The sequence below is a fragment of the Ectorhizobium quercum genome, assembly GCF_026552795.1.
GTDB classification, from domain to species: domain Bacteria; phylum Pseudomonadota; class Alphaproteobacteria; order Rhizobiales; family Rhizobiaceae; genus Ectorhizobium; species Ectorhizobium quercum.
On the sequence record NZ_JANFPI010000002.1, the window covers coordinates 327,148 to 347,003 of the forward strand.

A 19,856-nucleotide genomic window follows, 5' to 3' on the forward strand; every position below is an offset into this window, starting at 1 on the left:
GCGGGCAATCCGGGAAATCGGCGGTGGCCAGCGCCGTCCGTTTCAACTAATAAAGCGGAAGATCACATCCCGCCGGAGCGGAGGCGAAATTGTCCAGAATTTTCGATTGCTTCACCTACGACCGGGAAGACCTCGTCTACGAGCGCATTGCCCTGCTCGGGCCGCATGTCGACACTTTCGTCATCGTCGAAGGCACCCATACGTTTCAGGGAACCCCGAAGGAAGCATCGTTCGATCCGGGCAGGGTGCCGGAGATGTTCCGCCACAAGATCGACTACACCCTGTTCGACCTGTCCGCGCACCTCGGATCGGGTTCCGCCTGGACGATCGAGGCCGCGCAGCGCAACGCGCTGATGTCCGTCGTCGACAAGGCCGGCGACGACGATTTCATCATTCTGTCGGATGTCGACGAAATCCCGCGGCCCGACCTGCTGGCAAGGCGAAAGCTCCGCCCTGCCCGGCTGGACATGCTCAATTGCTATTTCTACGTCGATTACATCTGCGAGAACGCGCCGATCTGGAGCCGCGCCATCGTTTTGAAAAAGCCCGTGCTGCCGGACGGAATGACGTTCGAGCACGTCCGCAGCCGCAAGCTCAATCACAAACTGGGAAATATCGCCAATGCCGGCTGGCACCTGAGCTATCTGGGCGGCATCGATACGATCTACGAGAAAATCTCCCGTTTCTCCCACACGGAACTGTCGGACTACGCAAATGTCAGCGTCGAGGAATACCTGAATAAAATCAGGAACGGAATCGACATATACGATCGATCAGGCCGCTGGGGAAAATTGCCCTCCCTGCCCGCCTATTACGACGAACTCCTGAAATCGGAGTATTTCAGGCAATATCTGGCGCCGGACGACATTCGTGTCGCCGACCCCGCAATCCTCCGACCGAAATTCCTGAAGGCCAGCATCAAGGCGCAGTTGAAGAAGCTCAGACCGCTCCTGTTCAGGTAAGCTCTCCTATCCGAAGGCTCCCGCCGGCCAGCCTTGACATGAACGGCCGGCCAGCCGAGACTGCCCGAACCGGCTCCGAGAGCCGCTTCCCCCGACAGCAATCGTTTTGCCGCAACCTGCCCATCGATCATGGGCCGGAGGAACGCCATGAACCGTTTCGTCATCATCTCCGGCTGCTCCGGCGGCGGGAAATCCACCCTTCTCGCCGAATTGTCCAGACGCGGCCATGCCACCGTCGAGGAGCCGGGCCGCCGCATCGTCGCCGAAGAGCGGCTGCGCGGCGGCAGCGCCCTGCCCTGGATCGACATGGCCGGCTTTGCCCGCCGCGCCGTGACGCTTTCCCTGCGGGATCGCCGGCAGGCGATCAGAAACGCCGGAGACGGCTGGGTCTTCTTCGATCGCGGCCTGATCGACGCCGCCCTGGCATGGGAGAACGCCACGGCAGAACCGGTTCTCGCCACGCTTGCCGAACAGCATCCCTACCACCGCACGGTTTTCCTCACACCGCCGTGGCCGGATATCTATGCGGCGGACAAGGATCGCCAGCATGGTTTCGCCGAAGCCGTCGCGGAATTCGACCGGCTTGCCGACATCTATCCGCGCCTCGGCTACCGGACGCTTCTCCTGCCGAAATCATCCGTCGGCGAGCGGGCGGATTTCGTGATGGCGCACTTGCCCGCCTTCCCGCCCTGAACGCGCACCTGAAAATGGAAAAAGCCCGGCCGAGGCCGGGCTTTCCCTTGCTGTCGTGGACAGAAATCAGTCGAGCGGGAAGTAGCTGAACTTGCCGTCCTCGCCCTTCTTCCATTCGTAGACGATGTAGTCCGGACGGGTGATGTCGCCCTTCTCGTCGAAGCTCAGCTCACCGAGAGCGGTGGTGAACGGACCGTTCTCCTTGATCGCCGTGGCGACGGCTTCCGGGTCCAGCGAATCGGCGGCCTTGGCGGCGTCGGCGATCACCTGGAGCGAGGCGTAGGAATAAAGGGTGTAGGCTTCCGGCTCGAAGCCCGCGGCGCGGAACTTCTCGACCAGTTCCTTCGATTCCGGACGCGAGCGCGGATCGGGAGCGAAGGTGTTCAGCGTGCCGGCAACGGCATCGCCGGCGATGGCGGCAAGCTCGTTGGAAACGATGCCGTCACCCGAGAACAGCGGCGCGTTCAGGCCCTGGTCGGCCGCCTGGCGGATGATGAGGCCGGCTTCCTGGTGCAGGCCGCCGAAGTAGATCAGCGTCGTGCCGGCCTGCTTCAGCTTGGCGATAAGGGCGGAATAGTCCTTCTCGCCGGGCGTGATGCCTTCATAGACGACTTCCGTGAGGCCGGCAGCGTTCAGGGCTTTCTTGGTTTCGTCGGCAAGACCCTGACCGTAGGGGGTCTTGTCGTGGATGATGGCGACCTTGGCGTCCTTGAACTTCTCGGCGATGTAGGCGCCGGCGACCTCGCCCTGCTGGTCGTCACGGCCGCAGATACGGATCGTGTTCCACAGGCCGCGCTCGGTGTAGACCGGGTTGGTCGAGGCCGGCGAAACCTCGAGGATGCCGTTTTCGGCATAGACTTCCGAGGCCGGGATGGAGGCGCCGGAGTTGAAGTGGCCGATGACGAACTTCACACCGTCGGCGGCGAACTTGTTCGCAACGGAAACGGCCTGCTTGGCATCGGAAACGTCGTCGCCGAGAACGATCCTGACCTGCTCGCCGTTGATGCCGCCAGCGGCATTGATGTCGGCGGCAGCCTGTTCGGCACCCTTCTGGAGCTGGGCGCCGAAAGCGGCATTCGGACCGGTAAGCGGCCCGGCGACACCGACGAGGATGTCAGCCCAGGCATTTCCGCTGAAGGCGACCATTGCCGTCAGCGCGACTGCGGAAAGAAGAGACTTCTTCATGCCAATACTCCCAAAAAAAGACGGGTTCGGTTGATTTTCTCCGCAGCAGCACCCGTCAAGGCTGTTCCGGATGTCGGTTTATCCGTTAGCGTTCCCCGCCTTCGGTATTAGGTGCGCCAGTCTGAAAATGACCGGCACGGTTGTCAATCCTTCGCCTTCCACGAAAAAGGAGAAGTCTTCTCGTAGAGCCAGTAATAGTTGTTGACCATCTGCTGCGTGCGACGGACGCGAAAACCGATCGTCGAGAAGATCAGCAGCACGAGCGTGTCGACAAAATAGTTCAGCGGACTGATGAACGGTCCCTGAAAGAGCGAGAAGTGCAGGAAACGGGCCGCGAAACCCAGCATCAGCGTATAGACCAGCACCGTGCCGTAACCGCTCCAGCCGTCCGCCGCGGCGCGGCCCGAGCGCCATGCCGTCCAGAAACACAATAGCGTGACCAGAAGCCTCAGCACCAGCCGCGCGCCCTCTGCCGTCTCGAATAAAAGTCCTTGCATGTCTCAACCTCCTGGAGGCGGGCCGCCGTCCGATGCGCGGCGGCCGCAGGCTCCAAAAACGCGTAAACCCCGGAACCGGAGACCGGGCCTGCGGCCACGCGCCGCATCGGCCCCCGGGCCTGTTTTCAGTGGTGGCCGCCTTCGAGATAGGCCGCGCGGACTTCCGGGTTGGTGAGCAGTTCGCGGCCGCTGCCGCTCATCGTCACCTTGCCGTTCACCATCACATAGGCCCGGTCGGAAAGCTTCAGCGCCGCGAAGGCGTTCTGCTCCACGAGGAAGACCGTCAGGCCCTCCTCCTGGTTCAGTTTCTTGATCGCCGCGAAGATGCCCTTGACGATCAGCGGCGCGAGACCGAGCGACGGCTCGTCCAGCAGCAACAGCTTGGGACGCGCCATCAGCGCCCGGCCGATGGACAGCATCTGCTGCTCCCCGCCCGAAAGCGTGCCACCGCGCTGGTTCATGCGTTCCTTGAGGCGCGGGAACAGCGTGAAGATGCGCTCCACGTCCTCGTTGAAATACTTCATGCTGTCGAGGCCCGCCCCCATCTGGAGGTTTTCCATCACCGTCATGCGGCCGAAGATCCGGCGGCCCTCCGGCGACTGGGCGATGCGCAGCCGCGCGATCAGATGGGTCGGCATGCGGGTGATGTCGGTGCCGTCGAAGATGATCGAGCCGTTGCGGGCCTGCGGCGCGCCGCAGATCGTCATCATCAGCGTCGACTTGCCGGCGCCGTTGGCGCCGATCAAGCTGACGATCTCGCCCTTGTCGACATGCACGTCGACGCCTGCCAGCGCGCGGATGTTGCCGTAATAGGTCTCGACACCCTGAACCTTCAGAAGCGTTTCGCCGCTCATGCCTTGTCACCTCCGTCAAGGCTTTCCACTTCCGAAATCGCCTCTTCCACCTCGTCGTCATCCACACCCAGATAGGCGGCGATGACCTTCGGATCGTTCTTCACATGGTCCGGCGCGCCATCGGAAATCTTCTGCCCGTATTCGAGCACCACGATATGGTCGGAGATTTCCATCACCACCGACATGTCGTGCTCGATCAGCAGCAGGGACGTCCCCTCGTCGCGGATCGACCGGAGCAATTTGTTGAGCGCCAGCGATTCCCGCGGGTTGAGGCCCGCCGCCGGCTCGTCGAGGCACAGAAGCTCCGGATCGGTGCACATGGCGCGGGCGATTTCCAGACGGCGCTGGGCGCCGTAGGGCAGATCGCCGGCCGGGTCGTCGGCGCGCTCGACGAGATCGGCGCGCTCCAGCCAGTGGGCCGCCTTCTCGATCGCCGCCTTCGCCTCGCGCTTGTAGAGCGGCGCGCCGAGCAGGCCGAGAACCGTGTAGCCCGACGCCTTCATCAGCTTGTTGTGCTGGGCGACGAGCAGGTTTTCCAGAACGGTCAGCCCCGAGAACAGGCGGATGTTCTGGAAGGTGCGGGCGACCTTCGCATCGCGGGTGATGACGAAATCGGGCAGGCGCTCCAGAAGATGCTCCGACCCGTCGTGCCGGGTCATGCGGATCATCCCCATCGTCGGCTTGTAGAAGCCGGTGATGCAGTTGAAGACCGTCGTCTTTCCGGCTCCGTTCGGGCCGATCAGCGCGGTGATCTCGCCGCGCCGGACGGTGAACGAAAGATCGTCGATCGCCATCAGCCCGCCGAAGCGCATCGACAGATGCTCGATCGAAAGAATATCGACGGGAGGCGCCATGAACTCACTCACCTTCATAATCATCAGCCATGCCCCTCCTTGGTGAAGGAGCCGGAAACGGCCTTCTTTTCCTTGAGGAACGCGGAGGGTTGCCGGCTGCCGACGAAGCCGCGCGGCTTGAAGATCATCACCGTCACCATCGCCAGGCCGAACAGCAACATGCGGTAGAGCTCGGGCGTGAAGTCGTTGCCGAAGACATGCTTCAGGAACTCCATCTCGCGCAGCAGCTCGGTGCCGCCAGTCATGACGATGGCCGCGACGGCGATGCCGGTGAGCGAGCCCATGCCACCGAGAACGACGATGGCCAGAATGACCGCCGATTCCATGAACACGAAGGATTCCGGCGAGACGAAACCCTGGCGCGCCGCAAAGAACGAGCCGGCGAAGCCGCCGAACATCGCGCCGATGGAGAAGGCAGTCAGCTTGGTCGTCACCGTGTTGATGCCGAGCGAGCGGCAGGCGATCTCGTCCTCGCGCAACGCTTCCCACGCACGGCCGATGGGCATGCGGCGAAGCCGGATGGTGACATAGGCCGTGAGCATGCAAAGCGCGAGGATGAGATAGAACAGGAAGATCTTGTAATAGGCCGAAGACATCGGCAGATCGAACATCTTGTTGAAGCCGCCCGGCGAATTGTCGAACGGAATGCCGAAGAGCGTCGCCTTCGGAATGCTCGAAATGCCGAACGTCCCCTTGGTCACGTCCGTCCAGTTTATCAGCACCAGCCGGATGATCTCGCCGAAGGCGAGCGTCACGATGGCGAGATAGTCGCCGCGCAGGCGCAGCACCGGAAAGCCGAGAATGATGCCCCAGAAGGCCGCCAGGATGCCGGAAATCGGCAGGAGCAGCCAGAAGGACAGGCCGTAATAGCTCGACAGCAGCGCATAGGAATAGGCACCGACCGCGTAGAACGCCACGTAGCCGAGGTCGAGCAGGCCGGCGAGGCCGACGACGATGTTCAGCCCCCAGGCCAGCATCACGTAGATGAGGATCTGGATGCCGAAATTGTCGACGAATTTGAGCGAGCCCTGATAGCCGTAGATCGAGACGATGAACGGCGGATAGAGCAGCAGCGCCACGAGAGCGATCTTCAGGAAATGCTTGTGGAAGAAGCCCTTTTCCGTCTCGATCTCGCGCGCCGGAGACAGGGCGCGGGCGTCCCTGCGCGCCTTCACCCAGGGCTGGACGAACAGGACCACCAGGAAACGGCCGACCACGGCAATCGCCACGAAGATCGCCAGCAGGCCGGGGCGGCCGTAGATGATGAGGGTGTTGGAGATGTCCTGATCGGTCTTGAAGCCGATATAGAGCACGAACAGGCCCAGCGTCAGGAGACCGGCGAACATGGCCTCCCTGACCGCCTTGACCAGCAGCGAGGCCGGGGCCTTGCCGGGTTCGGAAAGTACGTTTGCCATGAGGTCAGACCTTCTCCACTTCGGGACGGCCGAGAATGCCGGTCGGCTTGAAGATCAGCACGAAGGCAAGCAGGCCGAAGGTGGCGACGTCCTTGTAGGCGATGGTGAAATAGGCCGACCACAGCGATTCGATCAGCCCGATCAGCAGGCCGCCGAGAACGGCGCCGGGAAGCGAGCCGATGCCGCCGAGAACGGCCGCGGTGAAGGCCTTGACGCCCGGAATGAAGCCGTCGTTGAACGCCGCGACGCCGTAATACATCAGGTACATCGTGCCGGCCACGGCGGCCAGCGCCGCGCCCATGACGAAGGTGATCGAAATGGTCCGGTCGACGTCGACGCCGAGCAGCGCGGCCATCTTGCGGTCCTGCTCGGTCGCGCGTTGCGCCCGCCCGAGCGGCGTCTTGTTGACGACGTACCAGAACACCGTGAGCAGCACCGCCGTGACGGCGATGATGACGATCTGCTTGAGCTGGATCGTGATGTCGCCGAAATGGTAGACATCGGTGATCAGCGGCCGGATCGGCTTGTTGCGCGGACCCTGCGCGACCTGGATGAAGTTCGACAGCACGATGGACATGCCGATGGCGGTGATGAGCGGCGCCAGGCGGAACGAGCCGCGCAGCGGACGATAGGCGACGCGCTCGATCGTCCAGTTCCACAGGCTGGTCATCAGCATGGCGACGATGAGCATGACGAGCAGCGCCAGCGCAACCGGCACACCCGCGAAGAGCGAGGTGAGCAGCAGGAAAACGATGAGGGCGGCGAAGCCACCGAGCATGAAGATATCGCCGTGGGCGAAGTTGATCATGCCGATGATGCCGTAGACCATCGTGTAACCGATTGCGATGAGGCCATAGATGGAGCCAAGAGTCAGCCCATTGATGAGCTGCTGGATGAAATAATCCATTTATTTTCCCCTGGGATGCGGCGAGGCTTACGGCGCATCTCTTTTGTCTGTTGTTTTTGAAGCGCCGTCGCCCGTGCCCGCATGGACGTTCCGGCGGCGTCGCCCAACATCAACCGGAGCACGCAGACGGTTCGCTTGCCAAATGCGAATGTCCGCGCTCCAGATCGGGGGATTCCATACCGCTTTAAATGCAAAAGTGAAGCGGCAAACACCCTGACGAGCCATTTTTCTGCCGCTTTTTGTTACTTTGGCGATTTTCTAGCCATCTATCGGGTTTCAGGGCAATCCGTGACTATTTTTTAACCGGATGGAAAAATTTTCTACTCGACTCAATCGGCAAAGCTCGCCGTTAGCGCGAATTCCCGTCCCATGAGACGAAGCTCCTCGAAAACCGACAATGCGAAGGAGCGCATCACGATCAGTTCGTAGGTGTCGGCGGAAAGCCGCGCGACATTGCCGCCGACATGGCAGACGAGCGCATTGGCCGAGCGCCCGACGGCAAAGGCGGAGGGGTGCAGATCGACCGCCGTGCATTTGGCGAGCAGCGTCCGTACATCCGGTCCGGAAAGGGTCAAGACGGTGCGTCCGCCGCTCTGCTCCGCGATGGACGCCCCGGCGATCGCCGAAAGGGCGTTCGCGACCCGTCCGGCATCCTCGCCGGCTGCGACGGCCAGCCATTCCTGAGGCCCGCAGAAGCGCGGCGATACGCCGTCGATGGCAAGAAGCGCATCCCCGACGGCGGCCTCGTGCCCCTTGTGGGCGAGAACGGACCACAGCGCGCGGCTGCGCGGCACCGAAAGATGATTGACGCCCGCGGCCGACGGCGTTGCGGACAGAGCGGTTTCGACCGGATGCCTCGGAATGAAATTCATCGCGCCCACCTTCCCTTATACATGCAGCTTGCTGCCGTCCGGATCGACGAAGACCGGAGTGCAGACGATGGCCGGAAACTCCTCGTTCCGCAGGCCGTCCCAGACGATGACCCTCTCCCCGTGCCGTTCGCGGCCCGATTTCAGCAGCGCCAGCCCGATGAACGATTGCAGCGTCGGCGAATAGCAGGCCGAGGACACATGGCCCTGATCGTTGATGAGCGAGGGCTTCGCCCCCTCCTTCAGGATATGCGACCCCGCCCGGACGGTGCTGTTCGGATCGACCGGCTTCAGCCCGACGAGTTGCAGCCTGTCGGCCGCCGTCAGCCCGAAACGGCTGGCGAGATGCTTGCCGACGAAATCCGGCTTGACCGCCGAAACCATCTTGCCCAGTCCCACATCGTCCGGGATGGTGCGCCCGTCGAGTTCGTTATGGGTGACGTGGCCCTTCTCGATGCGCAACACCGCAAGGGCCTCGACGCCATAGGCGCAGATCCCGTGCGGACCGCCCGCCTCCATCAGGGCGTCGGCGACGGCCTCGCCGTAATCGGCCGGAACCGCCAGTTCGTAGGCGAGTTCGCCCGAGAACGAAATGCGGAAAAGCCGGGCCTTCAGCCCGCCCTTCAGCGTCACCTCGCGGGCGGCGAGGAACGGAAATGCCGCGTTGGACACATCGTCCTCGACGATCTCCTGAAGGATGGTGCGCGCCTTCGGCCCGGCAAGCGCCATCTGCGCCCACTGGTCGGAAGACGACACGAAGCGCACGTCGAGCTCCGGCCACAGCGCCTGGGCGCAATAATCGAGATGGGTCATGACCTCCGCCGCATGGCCGGTCGTGGTGGTCATGAAATAGTGGTTCTCGGCAAGGCGGCTCGTGGTGCCGTCGTCGAAGACGATCCCGTCCTCCCGCAGCATCAGCCCGTAGCGCGCCTTGCCGACCGGCAGCTTCAGGAAGGCGTTGGAGTAGACCCGGTTGAGGAATTCCGCCGCGTCGGCGCCGAAAATCTCGATCTTGCCGAGCGTGGAGACGTCACAGAGGCCGGCATTCGCCCGCACCGTCAGCACTTCACGGTTCACGCTGTCGCGCCAGGTCGCCTCGCCCGACCGCGGGAACCACGCCGAGCGATACCACAGCCCGGCTTCCACGAAGGTCGCGCCGTTCTTCTTCGCCCAGCCGTGCAGCGGCGAGGTGCGGACCGGCTTCGATTCCCTGTTGCGCGACGGGCCTGCCAGCGCCCCGAACGACACCGGCGTATAGAACGGCCGGAACGTGGTTGTGCCGACCTCGGCGGGCGACACGCCCCTCATGCCGGCGAGAATGCCCGCCATGTTGACGTTGCCGAGCTTGCCCTGATCGGTCGCCATGCCGCCGGTCGTGTAGCGCTTGGCATGCTCGACGAAACCGTAGGCCTCGCGCTTGGCGATCCCCAGATCGGCGACATGCACGTCGTTCTGGAAATCGACGAAGGCCTTCTGCCGGGCGCCCGGCACATACCACAGCGCAGCGAAGGCCGGATCGTATTCGCCCTCGACCTCCGGCACGTCGCGTGCCTTCGGCCGCTTGCCGAGGCTGCGCAGCGCCGCTAGGGCCTTCTCCGCGCCGTCCTTCAGTGCCTCGCCGAGACCGGAAAGCCCGGCCGCCGCCCCGGCAGCAACCAGAAGCTCGCCATTGTCGGGTGCCAGGAACGCCTGTTTCTCGTCCGACCAGACCGGCCTTCCGCCGCGCTGGCAGGCCAGATGGATGACCGGCGACCAGCCGCCGGACATGGCCAGCGCATCGCACTCGATCGTTTCCTGGAAGCCGGACCGCTCGACGATCACGCCCGTCAGGCGATTGCGTCCGCGCGTGGCGACGATGCCGCCATTGTGGATCAGCCGCGCTCCTTTCGGCGTGGTCTGGGGAACCGTGCCGCGGCTGTCCACGACCGCCGCGATCTCGATGCCGAGAGCGGCCAGGTCCTCCGCCGTCCGGTAGCCGGAGCCGCCATTGGTGAAGACGGCCACCCGCCGCCCTGCCGCAACGGCGTAGCGGTTGAGATAGGTTCGCATGGCCGACGCCATCATGATGCCCGGCTTGTCGTTGCCGCCGAAGACCAGCGGCCGTTCCTCCGCCCCGGTCGCCAGGATGGCCCGCCTGGCGACGATGCGCCAGACGCGTTCCACCGGCCTGTCGGGCGACGGGTCCGCAATATGCTTCTGCACCTTCTCGACCGCGCCGAACACATTGTCGTCGTACCAGCCGAAAACGGTCGTGCGCGGCATCACCGTCACGTCCGGGAAGCTTGCAAGCTCGTCGAGAACCGAGGCGACGAAATCCGCCGGCAGGTGCCCGCCGATCCGGGCGGTTTCGGACAGGAGCGAGCCGCCGGGACGGAAGCCTTCGTCCGCGAGAATGACCCGCAGGCCGGAGCGCGCCGCCGTCAGCGCCGCCATCAGGCCGGCCGCGCCGGCGCCGACCACCAGCAGGTCGCAATGGGCCCAGGCTTTTTCATAGCGGTCCGGATCGGCCTGCATCGACGCCTTGCCGAGACCGGCGGCACGGCGGATCAGCGGCTCATAAACCTTCTCCCAGAAGGCCGCCGGCCACATGAAGGTCTTGTAGTAGAAGCCCGCTCCGAGGAAGGGTGACAAAAGGCCGTTCACCGCGCCGATGTCGAAGGAGAGAGACGGCCAGCGGTTCTGGCTGATCGCTTCCATGCCGTTGAACAGTTCGGCGACCGTCGCCCGGGTGTTCGGCTCGCGCCGCCCGCCGGTGCCGATGGTCACGAGCGCGTTCGGCTCGGCAGCCCCGGCGGTCAGGATGCCGCGCGGCCGGTGGTACTTGAAGGAGCGTCCGACCAGAACCTCGTTGTTGGCAAGCAGGGCCGACGCCAGCGTATCGCCCGAAAAGCCCCGCATCGGGCGTCCGTCGAAGCTGAAGGAGAAGCCGGCAGTCCGGTCGATCAGACCGCCGGAGGACAGGCGGTAGGAGCTCATTCGGCCGCCTCCCGTGCTGCGGCGGCATCCGTCACCGAAAAGACTTCATGGGTCGTGTTGTCGCGCTCGACGATCAGGAAGCGCCGGCAGCCGCTGGTGTGGTGCCAGCTTTCGCGAATGCGGCCCTTCGGATTGTCGCGCAGGTAGACATAGGCGAACCACGCCTCCTCCGGCGCCTCCGGTGCGGGGCGCACGGGCGACGCGTCGCCACGGATGGTGAATTCCTCTTTGGGGCGAATGCCGCAATGCGGGCAGGAAATCAGACTTGCCATGATATGTCTCAGTGAAGATTGGGTTGAGGGCCTTTGCCGCCCTCGTCGAGAAGAAGGCCGCGCTGGAAGCGGTCGAGGCGAAGGGCGCGGGCGACGGGATGCGCCTCCTCCCGCGCGATCAGGTGGGCGAAGCAGAAGCCGGAGGCCGGCGTCGCCTTGAAGCCGCCGTAGCACCAGCCGGCATTGAGATACAGATTGTCGAGCGGTGCCTTGTCGATGATCGGCGATCCGTCCATCGTCATGTCCATCACCCCGCCCCAGGAGCGAAGCACGCGAACGCGCGACAGGCCAGGGATCAGCGAAACGCCTTCCTCGAGGGTTTTCTCCACCGTCGCCAGGTTTCCGCGCTGGGCATAGGAGGAATACATGTCGATATCCGCGCCGAAGACGAGGCCGCCCTTGTCCGACTGCGATATATAGAAGTGTCCGCCGCCATAGGTGATGACGGTGTCGATCACCGGCTTCAGCCCTTCGGAGACGAACGCCTGGAGCACATGCGTCTCGATCGGCAGCGTCAGCCCGGCCATTCCCGCCGTCACCGAGGAATGGCCGGCGGTCGCCAGCGCCAGCTTGTTGCAGCCGATGAAGCCCCTCGTCGTCTCCACCCCCGTCACCCGGCCGCCCTCGCGGCGAATGCCCGTCACCTCGCAATGCTGGATGAGATCGACGCCCCGGCTGTCGGCGCCGCGCGCATAGCCCCAGGCCACCGCATCGTGACGCGCCGTTCCGGCCCGCTTCTGGCGAAGCGCGCCGAGGACCGGAAAGCGCGCATGGTCGAAATTGAGATAGGGGGCGATCTTGTGCAGGTCCTTGCGGTCGAGGATTTCCGCATCCACCCCGTGCAGCCGCATGGCGTTGCCGCGGCGGCGATAGGTATCGCGCTGCCCGTCCGAATGGAACAGGTTGATGATGCCGCGCTGCGAAACCATCGCATTGAAATTGAAATCCTGCTCCAGCCCTTCCCAGAGCTGCATGGACAGTTCGTAGAACGGATTGTTGCCCGGCAGCAGGTAATTCGACCGGATGATCGTGGTGTTGCGGCCGATATTTCCCGAACCGAGCCAGGACTTTTCCAGAACGGCGACGTTCCTGATGCCGAACTCCCGGGCGAGATAATAGGCCGTCGCCAGACCGTGGCCACCGCCGCCGACGATGATGACGTCGTAATGGGGCTTGGGCTCCGGCTCTCGCCAGGCGGGTTTCCAGTCACGATTTCCGCTGAAGGCATTCTTGATGATGGAAAGGGCTGAGTATCGCATGCGTGAATCCATTTCGGCAAACCGGAATCAGGTTGGCACAGCCGGGCGCAAGAAAAAACAAAAAAACGGACCTGTCCGGCGTTCCGCCCCGATATGACCCCAATTCCGCCCCGGCCCGGCCGCGAAAAATCCCGATCGGCCCGATAGGCACCCCTCAAGGCTTAAATACGGAAATACGAACCAAGGTTTTTCAATGGGTTGAGGCATGCGGCATTCCCGCACCGCCGCCCGGGCGTAATCTCAGGCGAGCAACGACACCATTGAAAGCGCAGCCATGACGGAAAACACAGCCAATCTCGAAATGCCCTACATTCTCCCCTCCCAGGCGCAGAAGCATGTGACGCACAACGAGGCGCTCCAGCGGCTGGACGCGACCGTGCAATTGACGCTCGCCGCAACGCTGGCCTCGCCACCCGCCTCGCCCGAGGAAGGCCGGTGCTTCGCCATCGCTCTCGGCGCGGACGGCGAATGGAGCGGCCGCGACGGGCGAATCGCCATGCGCCAGGACGGCGCGTGGATCTATCTCGCCCCGCGAGCCGGCTGGCGCGCGTGGGACATGGCGGGCGGACGGCTGCTCGTCTACGACGGCGACGGCTGGCGCGGCGTGCCGCTTCCCGACGAGGCCGAATGCCGGACACTGGGCATCTCGACGGCCGCGGACCAGACCAACCGGCTGGCGGTCGCCGCCGACGCCACGCTTCTGACCCATGCCGGAAACGGCCATCAACTCAAGATCAACAAGGCCGCCGCCGGCGACACCGCCTCGCTCCTCTTCCAGTCCGACTGGACCGGCTTCGCGGAAATGGGCCTGAGCGGCAACAACGAATTCTCCATCAAGGTCGGCGACGGGACCGGCTGGGCGACGGCGCTCGCCGTCACGCAATCGGGCGAGGTCCACCGGCCGCTCAATCCGGCTTTCCGTGCTTGGTCCGGCCCCGGAACGCTGTCGCCCGCCCCCGGCAGCCAAACGGGCTTCCAGCACATTTCCAATCTTCAGGGCGACGCGGTTCTCGACACGGCGCTCTCGGCCGGTTTCGCACTGCACATTCCCGCAGGCGGCCTCTATTTCCTGTCGATGAAACTGGTGATCCTGTCCTCCGCCGGCCACGAGATCACCCTGCTCGCCAACGGCACGACGGAACTGCTGAAATGCCAGGGAGGCGCCTCGGGCTCCGTCGCCCTGACCCAGACCGTAACGGGATTCGCACGTCTCAACTCGGGAGACAGGCTGTCGATCAGTCATGCAGGCAACGCACAACTCGAATGCGGTGAGAACAGGACTGAATTGACAGGTGTCATGCTGTAAGTGCTGGCGAAACAGTGCCTTGCAGGTGCACCGTTTCACAATTTCGCACCATTTCGCCTGTAGACCTCCAACCGCAAAAAGTCGCTCGAGGGTTAACCAATACTTAATTTACGTGATGACTTGAAAAGCCGAATGGTTTAAAAAACGACCGAGATTAACCTCCAACTGTGTTATCGGGTGAACAGCGTGAGCATCCTTGAAGTGCTGAGAAGCGACGACACTAAGTCTCAAGAGACACCGCAACTCGTCCATCATGATCCGATGATCGACGTCGCGCTGCCGCAATATGCGCCGCGCAAAGCCATCCAGTTCGCGATGAAGCGGGCTTTCGACATCGCTGCGTCAGGTGCAACCCTGCTGATGCTCCTGCCGCTTTTTTTGACAGTTGCCGCATTGATCAAGCTGGACAGCCCCGGCCCCGTGTTCTTCAGCCAGACGCGCTGGGGCAAGGACGGCAAGAAGATTCGCGTCTTCAAGTTCCGCTCGATGCGCACCGATCTCTGCGATGTGACGGGCGTCGCCCAGACCGTGCAGAACGATCCGCGCGTGACGCGCGTCGGCGCGGTGCTGCGCCGCACCAATATCGACGAGCTGCCGCAGCTGCTCAATGTGCTGAAAGGCGACATGTCGCTGGTGGGGCCGCGTTGCCACGCCATCGGCATGCTGGCCGCCGGCATTCCCTATGAAGAGCTGGTTCCGGACTATCATCGCCGCCATGTGGTGCGCCCCGGCCTGACCGGCCTTGCCCAGATGCGCGGCCTTCGCGGGCCGACCGACCGTCCCGGCAAGGCGCGGGCACGCATCGCATGCGACCTTCATTACGTGGAAAACTTCTCTTTCTGGCTCGATATGCGCATTATCTTCGGCACGATCGTTTCGGAATTGAAGGGCGGAAAGGGGTTCTGATCCCTTTTCCTGCCACGATGTGAATACCCAAAGGCGCCGTTTCGGCGCTTTTTTTTCGTTTTTGGCCCGTAAAACGCCGAAAAAGGCTGTCTGAGGCGCCCTATGCGCCCTGTCGGGCAAATAGGAAAAATTGCGCTCATCCGTTTAGGCAATTTTTAAATGTGGCGGGCTAGAGTTTCATCCGTGGTCTTGAGTTTGTGTAGAGAGTACAATGACCGAAGTGATGCGTCCCCGAGTAAAATACGTCATCGGCCCCGATGGGAGTCCGCTGACGATTGCCGATCTGCCGCCGGCAAACACCCGCCGCTGGGTGATCCGCCGCAAGGCGGAGGTCGTCGCAGCGGTAAGAGGCGGCCTGCTCAGCCTCGAGGAAGCCTGCGAGCGCTATACCCTGACCGTCGAGGAGTTCCTGTCCTGGCAATCCTCCATCAACGATCACGGTCTTGCCGGCCTGCGCACCACGCGCATCCAGCAGTATCGCCACTGACCCAGCTTCCGGGCCGGGTTTTCCGGCCGGCGAAAGATTTTTCCGAAAGCCCGCCAGCGCCTTGACGGCCGCATGCGGGCTTTCGCCGTTGGCACGCCCCTGCCCCATGCCTTGCCACCCCTTGCCTTTTTCGCCGGAATCGCCAGTTTCAAAGACATTCCGAAACGAAGGATCAGGGAGGACAGAATGGATATCGTTCGCGAGGACAGGCCGAGCGGCGGCCGCTACGTTGCGGTGGTGGACGGCCACGAAGCCGAAATGACCTTTTCCCGCACATCGCCGACACTGATCATCCTCGATCACACCGGCGTTCCGGATGCGTTGCGCGGCCGGGGCGTTGGGCAGGCCCTCGCCCTCAGGGCCGTCGAGGATGCGCGCTCCAACGGCTGGCGCATCATTCCGCTCTGCCCCTTCTTCAAGGCGCAGGTCGCACGTCACCCCGAATGGCGCGACGTGATCGCCGGCTGACGCCAAGCCGCCGGTCCGCAGCGAACAGGCGAACGCCAAAGGCGCGCGAACGGATTCGCGCGCCTCGTTTCAGGCCAGATCCAGGAAAGTCATGCCCGCCCGTGGAACGTAGCGGGCGGACATGACTTTTCTCCCCGCCCCGCGGAGCGGTGATCCGCACGGAAGATGAAGCCTGCCTCGCTCCGGGACATCAGGCCCGGGCGCGCATCGCTCCGTCGCGCTCGCCAAGGGCGGCCGCCTTGTCGCGTTCTGCGACAGCTTCCTCGAAGGCGAGCTCCGCAGCTTCCTGCTGGGTCCTCAGGTCGCGGATCGAGACCTGAAGATTGTCGGCACGCTGGCGCGCCGCCTTGGCAAAGGTCGGGTAGGCGAAGTGATTCGGATCGCTAATGCCGGATTTGCTTTCCTCCAGAGTGATCTGGTGCTCCAGCTCCTTCGCCATTTTCTCGAACTCTGCAATCATCATCTGCAACTGTTGCAGCTGGCGGCGTTTTTCGTTCACCTGAAATTCCTTCAGGCGGACAAGACTGTCATGCGGCTTCATACGCTATACTCCCGTGACGCGAGATCCCGGCTTACTTACAGATGCACCCGTTAACGGCTCCTTTAGAGAACCTGTGGCGAAAAAACATCTCGACCTTAACAAAAACCTACCGATGGTAACCTTTCGTTTACGGGCATCGTTAATGATAGGGACGATCATTTAAGGGTCGGTAAATACGGCGCCTCAAAAAAACGAACCGGCAATGATGAGTCGGTTGAATCACTTAGCGGGATTTCCTCACGTAGAGATTCAGTTTTGGCGATGACAGATTCATGTGTGAAAACAGGGAAGTGCCAATCTTATTTAATAAATTCGATACACCTTGCCAGAGGGAATCAGAATTTGTTAACCATTTGGTGGCAGCTTCCAAATCAGGCAATGTCTGGGTCCGTATCGCGTAGGGGGCAGTCAAACACCTTTCGGCGGCGGTAAAGGGGATTAACATGCGGGTTCTACTCATCGAAGACGACAGCGCCACAGCGCAGAGCATCGAGCTGATGCTCAAGTCGGAAAGCTTTAACGTCTATACGACCGACCTCGGCGAGGAAGGGGTCGATCTGGGCAAGCTCTACGATTACGACATCATCCTTCTCGACCTGAACCTGCCGGACATGTCCGGCTACGAAGTGTTGCGCACGCTGCGCCTTTCGAAGGTCAAGACGCCCATTCTCATCCTGTCCGGCATGGCCGGGATCGAAGACAAGGTTCGCGGCCTCGGTTTCGGCGCGGACGACTACATGACCAAGCCCTTCCACAAGGATGAGCTGGTCGCCCGCATCCACGCGATCGTGCGCCGCTCCAAGGGCCACGCCCAGTCGATCATCGTCACCGGCGAGCTGGTGGTGAACCTCGACGCCAAGACCGTCGAGGTCGGCGGCCAGCGTGTTCACCTGACCGGCAAGGAATACCAGATGCTCGAGCTGCTCTCGCTGCGCAAGGGCACGACGCTGACCAAGGAAATGTTCCTGAACCACCTCTATGGCGGCATGGACGAGCCGGAACTGAAGATCATCGACGTCTTCATCTGTAAGCTGCGCAAGAAGCTGGCCAACGCCGCCGGCGGTGCCAACTACATCGAAACGGTCTGGGGCCGCGGCTATGTGCTGCGCGAGCCCGACGGCAGCGCCGAATTCCTCGAAACCGCCTGAAAAAGACCCGTACCGCCAGCCATTTACGGGCCTGTCCTTCCTGCCGGAAGGGCAGGCTCTTCTCGTTTTTCGGCCCGCAGGCGTCCACGCCCTTCCCCGGGTCTGGGACCACGCTTCGGCGGGATCAGGCGGCGGTATCGATGGTGCCGACCGCGGCCGTCAGGCTTCGGCGGTCGAAGGGCTTCAGCATGAAATCGGTGGCGCCGGCGCGCTTGGCGACCATCATCTTCTTTAGGTCGTTCTCGACCAGGCAATAGAAGATCCTGATCTGGCGGTCGCCGGCAAGGCGGCGCATCTCCGCAATCAGTTCCAGCGCACCGTCCGCGAACGAATCGACGATGGCGACATCGGGAAGCTCGGCCCGGCACCGGTCCAGGGCCTCGCCGGCATCGCGCGCCTCGCTGACGAGAAAACCGATTTCCGTCAGGATGCGCCGCCCGACCTTCCGAACGATATCGGAATTGTCCACGATCATCAGGCGTTTCATATCGGCACCTTTCGTTACGTCCGGAATGCCGGGCTTCGGTTGGAGCATTTCCAGCCGAAGCGGAATCGCTTCGGCGTCGGACAATGCGGCAAAAACAAAGAGCCAGAGCATGTCCGGTGAACCTGTGTTCACCGGACATGCTCTAGACCGCCGAAAGCCGGCGCGAGATGCCCCTCACAGGGCCTCTCCGCCAGCCATTCAAGCACGACAGACGATAAGGAAGGGTTACTGCGCCCGTGTCACTCCGCCGGAACGATGCGCGCCGTGAAGACGATATTGTCCTCGTTGACGACATGGGAAAGTTCCATGCCGCTCTCGTCGGCGAGCAGAATGGTGTAGTATGGCTGGATGGCATGGGCATCCACCGCCTCTTCCAGCTTGCCTTCGACGAGTTGCAGGAACTTCGGCGGCACGCGCAGCATGCGCCCCCTGGCCGTCAGGGTGAACACCGCGTCGAATTCCGGGTTCTCCAGGACGATGTCGATGGAGCCGCCGCGCGGGATGGCGCCATATGCCACGAGAAAGAGGTTCAGAAGCAACTTGACGCGGTTCTTGGGGACGATGGCGCGCGGTCCCGACCAGGTGACTTCCGTCTTCTTTTCGGCGGCGGCGAAGTCCTTGGCGGCCTTTTCGGCTTCCCCGGTATCGATCGAGGAGCCCGCCGAGCCGGAAGCGCCGAAGGCGAGCCGGGCGAATTTGAGTCGCACGGAGGCATTGAGCGCACTGGTCCGGATCAGGTCCATCGCATCGGCATCCGTGCCGCCCTCGTCCAGCAGTTCCAGCCCGTTGTTGATCGCGCCGACGGGAGAAATGACGTCGTGACAGACCCGGCTGCACAGCAACGCTGCGAGGTCCGACCCGGACAGGGTGAGATTGGGATTCTTCGGCATGCATGTCTCCTGAAGAGTCGAGCCCGCCCGCCTGCCCGCACGCCGCAAAAGCGAAAAGGCCCGGCACGCGAAGCGGTCGCGGATATGGGTCATAATGACACCAGTTTTGGTAAACCGAATGTTAACACCATCGGAGCAAATATCATTCCCGTCGCCCGACGGCGAAATAGCTGCGGAATCGGATGGAAATCACCCGCAAAACCGTATTTGGCGCGAGGAGGGGCCGGGTCGCGCCCAACCGGAAGGACCGAACAACATGCGTTTCGACAACTTCACCCGCCGGCAGATGCTCGGCCTGATCGCCACGCTCGCCGCGACATCCGGTGCGGCCGTTCCGGCGCTGGCCCAAAGCGGCAACAGCCAGTACAGCATTCAGGAAATCGTGGATGCCGGACACGGTTTCTTCGGCTCGACCAGCGGCGGCCTCGCCAAGGTCGTGGAAAAGGCCTTCGAACGCTACGGCCTGCCCAACGGCTATATTCTCGGCCAGGAAGGCTCGGGCGCCTTCATCGCCGGCCTCACCTATGGCGAGGGCGACCTTTACACCAAGAATGCCGGCCAGCATCCCACCTTCTGGCAGGGCCCCTCCCTCGGCCTCGACTACGGCGGCCAGGGCGCGCGCACCATGATGCTCGTCTACAACCTGCCCTCCGTCGACGCGCTCTACAGGCGTTACGGCGGCGTCAGCGGTTCCGCCTTCATCGTCGCCGGATTCGGCATGACGGTCCTGTCGAACAACAACGTCCTGCTCGTTCCGATCCGCACCGGCATCGGCGCGCGACTCGGCGTCAATCTCGGCTATCTGAAGGTGACGCGCTCGCCAACCTGGAACCCGTTCTGAGCCGCGGGCATTAAAGGATAATCGCTTGCCGGCGGCGAC

At 62.9% G+C, this 19,856-nt stretch carries 21 protein-coding genes; 8 read left to right on the forward strand and 13 right to left on the reverse strand.

Annotation, left to right across the window (positions count from 1 at the left end; genetic code table 11):
- Positions 1-89: 89 nt before the first annotated feature.
- Together NOF55_RS06250 and NOF55_RS06255 are read left to right on the forward strand one after the other, a co-directional pair.
- The gene (locus NOF55_RS06250) at positions 90-962 is read left to right on the forward strand and encodes a glycosyltransferase family 17 protein (protein WP_306410483.1); all 873 of its coding nucleotides are present in this window, start codon (positions 90-92) and stop codon (positions 960-962) included.
- A 147-nt stretch (positions 963-1,109) separates the two neighbouring features.
- A complete protein-coding gene (locus NOF55_RS06255; protein WP_306410484.1) occupies positions 1,110-1,655 on the forward strand; it encodes an AAA family ATPase in 546 nt (181 codons plus the stop codon).
- A 66-nt stretch (positions 1,656-1,721) separates the two neighbouring features.
- Here the strand turns inward: NOF55_RS06255 and NOF55_RS06260 are convergent, their stop codons facing one another.
- From NOF55_RS06260 to NOF55_RS06305, 10 genes are all read right to left on the reverse strand, one after another.
- The gene (locus NOF55_RS06260; protein WP_306410485.1) at positions 1,722-2,840 is read right to left on the reverse strand and encodes a branched-chain amino acid ABC transporter substrate-binding protein; all 1,119 of its coding nucleotides are present in this window, start codon (positions 2,838-2,840) and stop codon (positions 1,722-1,724) included.
- A gap of 143 nt (positions 2,841-2,983) precedes the next feature.
- On the reverse strand, positions 2,984-3,337 hold the full coding sequence (locus NOF55_RS06265) for a DUF6867 family protein (protein WP_306410486.1): 354 nt from the start codon (positions 3,335-3,337) through the stop codon (positions 2,984-2,986).
- A gap of 125 nt (positions 3,338-3,462) precedes the next feature.
- Positions 3,463-4,191, reverse strand: coding sequence for an ABC transporter ATP-binding protein (locus tag NOF55_RS06270; protein WP_306410487.1), 729 nt, complete (start codon positions 4,189-4,191; stop codon positions 3,463-3,465).
- On the reverse strand, positions 4,188-5,045 hold the full coding sequence (locus NOF55_RS06275; RefSeq protein WP_306410488.1) for an ABC transporter ATP-binding protein: 858 nt from the start codon (positions 5,043-5,045) through the stop codon (positions 4,188-4,190). Before NOF55_RS06275 ends, NOF55_RS06270 begins: the two co-directional genes overlap by 4 nt.
- Positions 5,046-5,068: 23 nt before the next feature.
- Positions 5,069-6,460 (reverse strand): high-affinity branched-chain amino acid ABC transporter permease LivM, encoded by a 1,392-nt coding sequence (livM, locus tag NOF55_RS06280; RefSeq protein WP_306410489.1) that lies wholly within the window; start codon positions 6,458-6,460, stop codon positions 5,069-5,071.
- A gap of 4 nt (positions 6,461-6,464) precedes the next feature.
- Positions 6,465-7,367 carry a branched-chain amino acid ABC transporter permease gene (locus tag NOF55_RS06285; RefSeq protein ID WP_306410490.1) on the reverse strand — a complete coding sequence of 301 codons (903 nt, stop codon included), beginning with the start codon at positions 7,365-7,367 and terminating at the stop codon, positions 6,465-6,467.
- Positions 7,368-7,696: 329 nt separating this feature from the next.
- Positions 7,697-8,239, reverse strand: coding sequence for a sarcosine oxidase subunit gamma (locus NOF55_RS06290; RefSeq protein WP_306410491.1), 543 nt, complete (start codon positions 8,237-8,239; stop codon positions 7,697-7,699).
- A 15-nt stretch (positions 8,240-8,254) separates the two neighbouring features.
- Positions 8,255-11,212, reverse strand: coding sequence for a sarcosine oxidase subunit alpha family protein (locus NOF55_RS06295; protein WP_306410492.1), 2,958 nt, complete (start codon positions 11,210-11,212; stop codon positions 8,255-8,257).
- Entirely contained in the window at positions 11,209-11,484 is a 276-nt protein-coding gene (locus NOF55_RS06300) for a sarcosine oxidase subunit delta (protein WP_306410493.1), read from the reverse strand. The genes NOF55_RS06295 and NOF55_RS06300 overlap by 4 nt, the downstream gene beginning before the upstream one ends.
- A gap of 8 nt (positions 11,485-11,492) precedes the next feature.
- A complete protein-coding gene (locus NOF55_RS06305) occupies positions 11,493-12,743 on the reverse strand; it encodes a sarcosine oxidase subunit beta family protein (RefSeq protein WP_306410494.1) in 1,251 nt (416 codons plus the stop codon).
- Between the two features lie 274 nt (positions 12,744-13,017).
- Here NOF55_RS06305 and NOF55_RS06310 point away from each other — a divergent pair, with 274 nt between their 5' ends.
- The 4 genes from NOF55_RS06310 to NOF55_RS06325 all read left to right on the forward strand — a co-directional run bounded on the left by NOF55_RS06310 (position 13,018) and on the right by NOF55_RS06325 (position 15,910).
- A complete protein-coding gene (locus tag NOF55_RS06310) occupies positions 13,018-14,049 on the forward strand; it encodes a DUF2793 domain-containing protein (protein WP_306410495.1) in 1,032 nt (343 codons plus the stop codon).
- A 186-nt stretch (positions 14,050-14,235) separates the two neighbouring features.
- The gene (locus NOF55_RS06315; RefSeq protein ID WP_306410496.1) at positions 14,236-14,955 is read left to right on the forward strand and encodes a sugar transferase; all 720 of its coding nucleotides are present in this window, start codon (positions 14,236-14,238) and stop codon (positions 14,953-14,955) included.
- A gap of 211 nt (positions 14,956-15,166) precedes the next feature.
- On the forward strand, positions 15,167-15,442 hold the full coding sequence (gene sciP / locus NOF55_RS06320) for a CtrA inhibitor SciP (RefSeq protein WP_183789045.1): 276 nt from the start codon (positions 15,167-15,169) through the stop codon (positions 15,440-15,442).
- A 186-nt stretch (positions 15,443-15,628) separates the two neighbouring features.
- Entirely contained in the window at positions 15,629-15,910 is a 282-nt protein-coding gene (locus NOF55_RS06325) for a GNAT family N-acetyltransferase (protein WP_306410497.1), read from the forward strand.
- Positions 15,911-16,100: 190 nt separating this feature from the next.
- Here NOF55_RS06325 and NOF55_RS06330 read toward each other — a convergent pair whose 3' ends face one another.
- Positions 16,101-16,451, reverse strand: a complete 351-nt coding sequence (locus tag NOF55_RS06330) for a flagellar export protein FliJ (RefSeq protein ID WP_306410498.1) — start codon at positions 16,449-16,451, stop codon at positions 16,101-16,103.
- 443 nt (positions 16,452-16,894) lie between these two features.
- Between NOF55_RS06330 and ctrA the strand changes: the two genes are divergently transcribed.
- Positions 16,895-17,599 (forward strand): response regulator transcription factor CtrA, encoded by a 705-nt coding sequence (ctrA, locus tag NOF55_RS06335; protein WP_306410499.1) that lies wholly within the window; start codon positions 16,895-16,897, stop codon positions 17,597-17,599.
- A 124-nt stretch (positions 17,600-17,723) separates the two neighbouring features.
- On the opposite strand, the gene NOF55_RS06340 is transcribed toward ctrA, so the two are convergent.
- Positions 17,724-18,086 (reverse strand): response regulator, encoded by a 363-nt coding sequence (locus NOF55_RS06340; protein WP_306410500.1) that lies wholly within the window; start codon positions 18,084-18,086, stop codon positions 17,724-17,726.
- A 239-nt stretch (positions 18,087-18,325) separates the two neighbouring features.
- Positions 18,326-18,976: a histidine phosphotransferase ChpT gene (gene chpT / locus NOF55_RS06345; RefSeq protein WP_306410501.1), complete on the reverse strand. Its 651-nt coding sequence runs from the start codon at positions 18,974-18,976 to the stop codon at positions 18,326-18,328.
- Positions 18,977-19,232: 256 nt separating this feature from the next.
- Between chpT and NOF55_RS06350 the strand changes: the two genes are divergently transcribed.
- Positions 19,233-19,817 carry a DUF1134 domain-containing protein gene (locus tag NOF55_RS06350; protein WP_370868931.1) on the forward strand — a complete coding sequence of 195 codons (585 nt, stop codon included), beginning with the start codon at positions 19,233-19,235 and terminating at the stop codon, positions 19,815-19,817.
- The last annotated feature ends 39 nt before the right edge of the window (positions 19,818-19,856 follow it).

What these genes read in the sequence shown, in the direction of transcription:
- ctrA (WP_306410499.1), top strand. Translation starts at nt 16,895, where the DNA reads ATGCGGGTTCTACTCATCGAAGACGACAGCGCCACAGCGCAGAGCATC.
- NOF55_RS06290 (WP_306410491.1), bottom strand. Translation starts at nt 8,239, where the DNA reads ATGAATTTCATTCCGAGGCATCCGGTCGAAACCGCTCTGTCCGCAACG.
- NOF55_RS06285 (WP_306410490.1), bottom strand. Translation starts at nt 7,367, where the DNA reads ATGGATTATTTCATCCAGCAGCTCATCAATGGGCTGACTCTTGGCTCC.
- chpT (WP_306410501.1), bottom strand. Translation starts at nt 18,976, where the DNA reads ATGCCGAAGAATCCCAATCTCACCCTGTCCGGGTCGGACCTCGCAGCG.
- NOF55_RS06300 (WP_306410493.1), bottom strand. Translation starts at nt 11,484, where the DNA reads ATGGCAAGTCTGATTTCCTGCCCGCATTGCGGCATTCGCCCCAAAGAG.
- NOF55_RS06275 (WP_306410488.1), bottom strand. Translation starts at nt 5,045, where the DNA reads ATGGCGCCTCCCGTCGATATTCTTTCGATCGAGCATCTGTCGATGCGC.
- NOF55_RS06305 (WP_306410494.1), bottom strand. Translation starts at nt 12,743, where the DNA reads ATGCGATACTCAGCCCTTTCCATCATCAAGAATGCCTTCAGCGGAAAT.
- NOF55_RS06325 (WP_306410497.1), top strand. Translation starts at nt 15,629, where the DNA reads ATGGATATCGTTCGCGAGGACAGGCCGAGCGGCGGCCGCTACGTTGCG.
- NOF55_RS06330 (WP_306410498.1), bottom strand. Translation starts at nt 16,451, where the DNA reads ATGAAGCCGCATGACAGTCTTGTCCGCCTGAAGGAATTTCAGGTGAAC.
- NOF55_RS06340 (WP_306410500.1), bottom strand. Translation starts at nt 18,086, where the DNA reads ATGAAACGCCTGATGATCGTGGACAATTCCGATATCGTTCGGAAGGTC.
- NOF55_RS06255 (WP_306410484.1), top strand. Translation starts at nt 1,110, where the DNA reads ATGAACCGTTTCGTCATCATCTCCGGCTGCTCCGGCGGCGGGAAATCC.
- sciP (WP_183789045.1), top strand. Translation starts at nt 15,167, where the DNA reads ATGACCGAAGTGATGCGTCCCCGAGTAAAATACGTCATCGGCCCCGAT.
- NOF55_RS06310 (WP_306410495.1), top strand. Translation starts at nt 13,018, where the DNA reads ATGACGGAAAACACAGCCAATCTCGAAATGCCCTACATTCTCCCCTCC.
- livM (WP_306410489.1), bottom strand. Translation starts at nt 6,460, where the DNA reads ATGGCAAACGTACTTTCCGAACCCGGCAAGGCCCCGGCCTCGCTGCTG.
- NOF55_RS06265 (WP_306410486.1), bottom strand. Translation starts at nt 3,337, where the DNA reads ATGCAAGGACTTTTATTCGAGACGGCAGAGGGCGCGCGGCTGGTGCTG.
- NOF55_RS06270 (WP_306410487.1), bottom strand. Translation starts at nt 4,191, where the DNA reads ATGAGCGGCGAAACGCTTCTGAAGGTTCAGGGTGTCGAGACCTATTAC.
- NOF55_RS06260 (WP_306410485.1), bottom strand. Translation starts at nt 2,840, where the DNA reads ATGAAGAAGTCTCTTCTTTCCGCAGTCGCGCTGACGGCAATGGTCGCC.
- NOF55_RS06350 (WP_370868931.1), top strand. Translation starts at nt 19,233, where the DNA reads ATGCGTTTCGACAACTTCACCCGCCGGCAGATGCTCGGCCTGATCGCC.
- NOF55_RS06295 (WP_306410492.1), bottom strand. Translation starts at nt 11,212, where the DNA reads ATGAGCTCCTACCGCCTGTCCTCCGGCGGTCTGATCGACCGGACTGCC.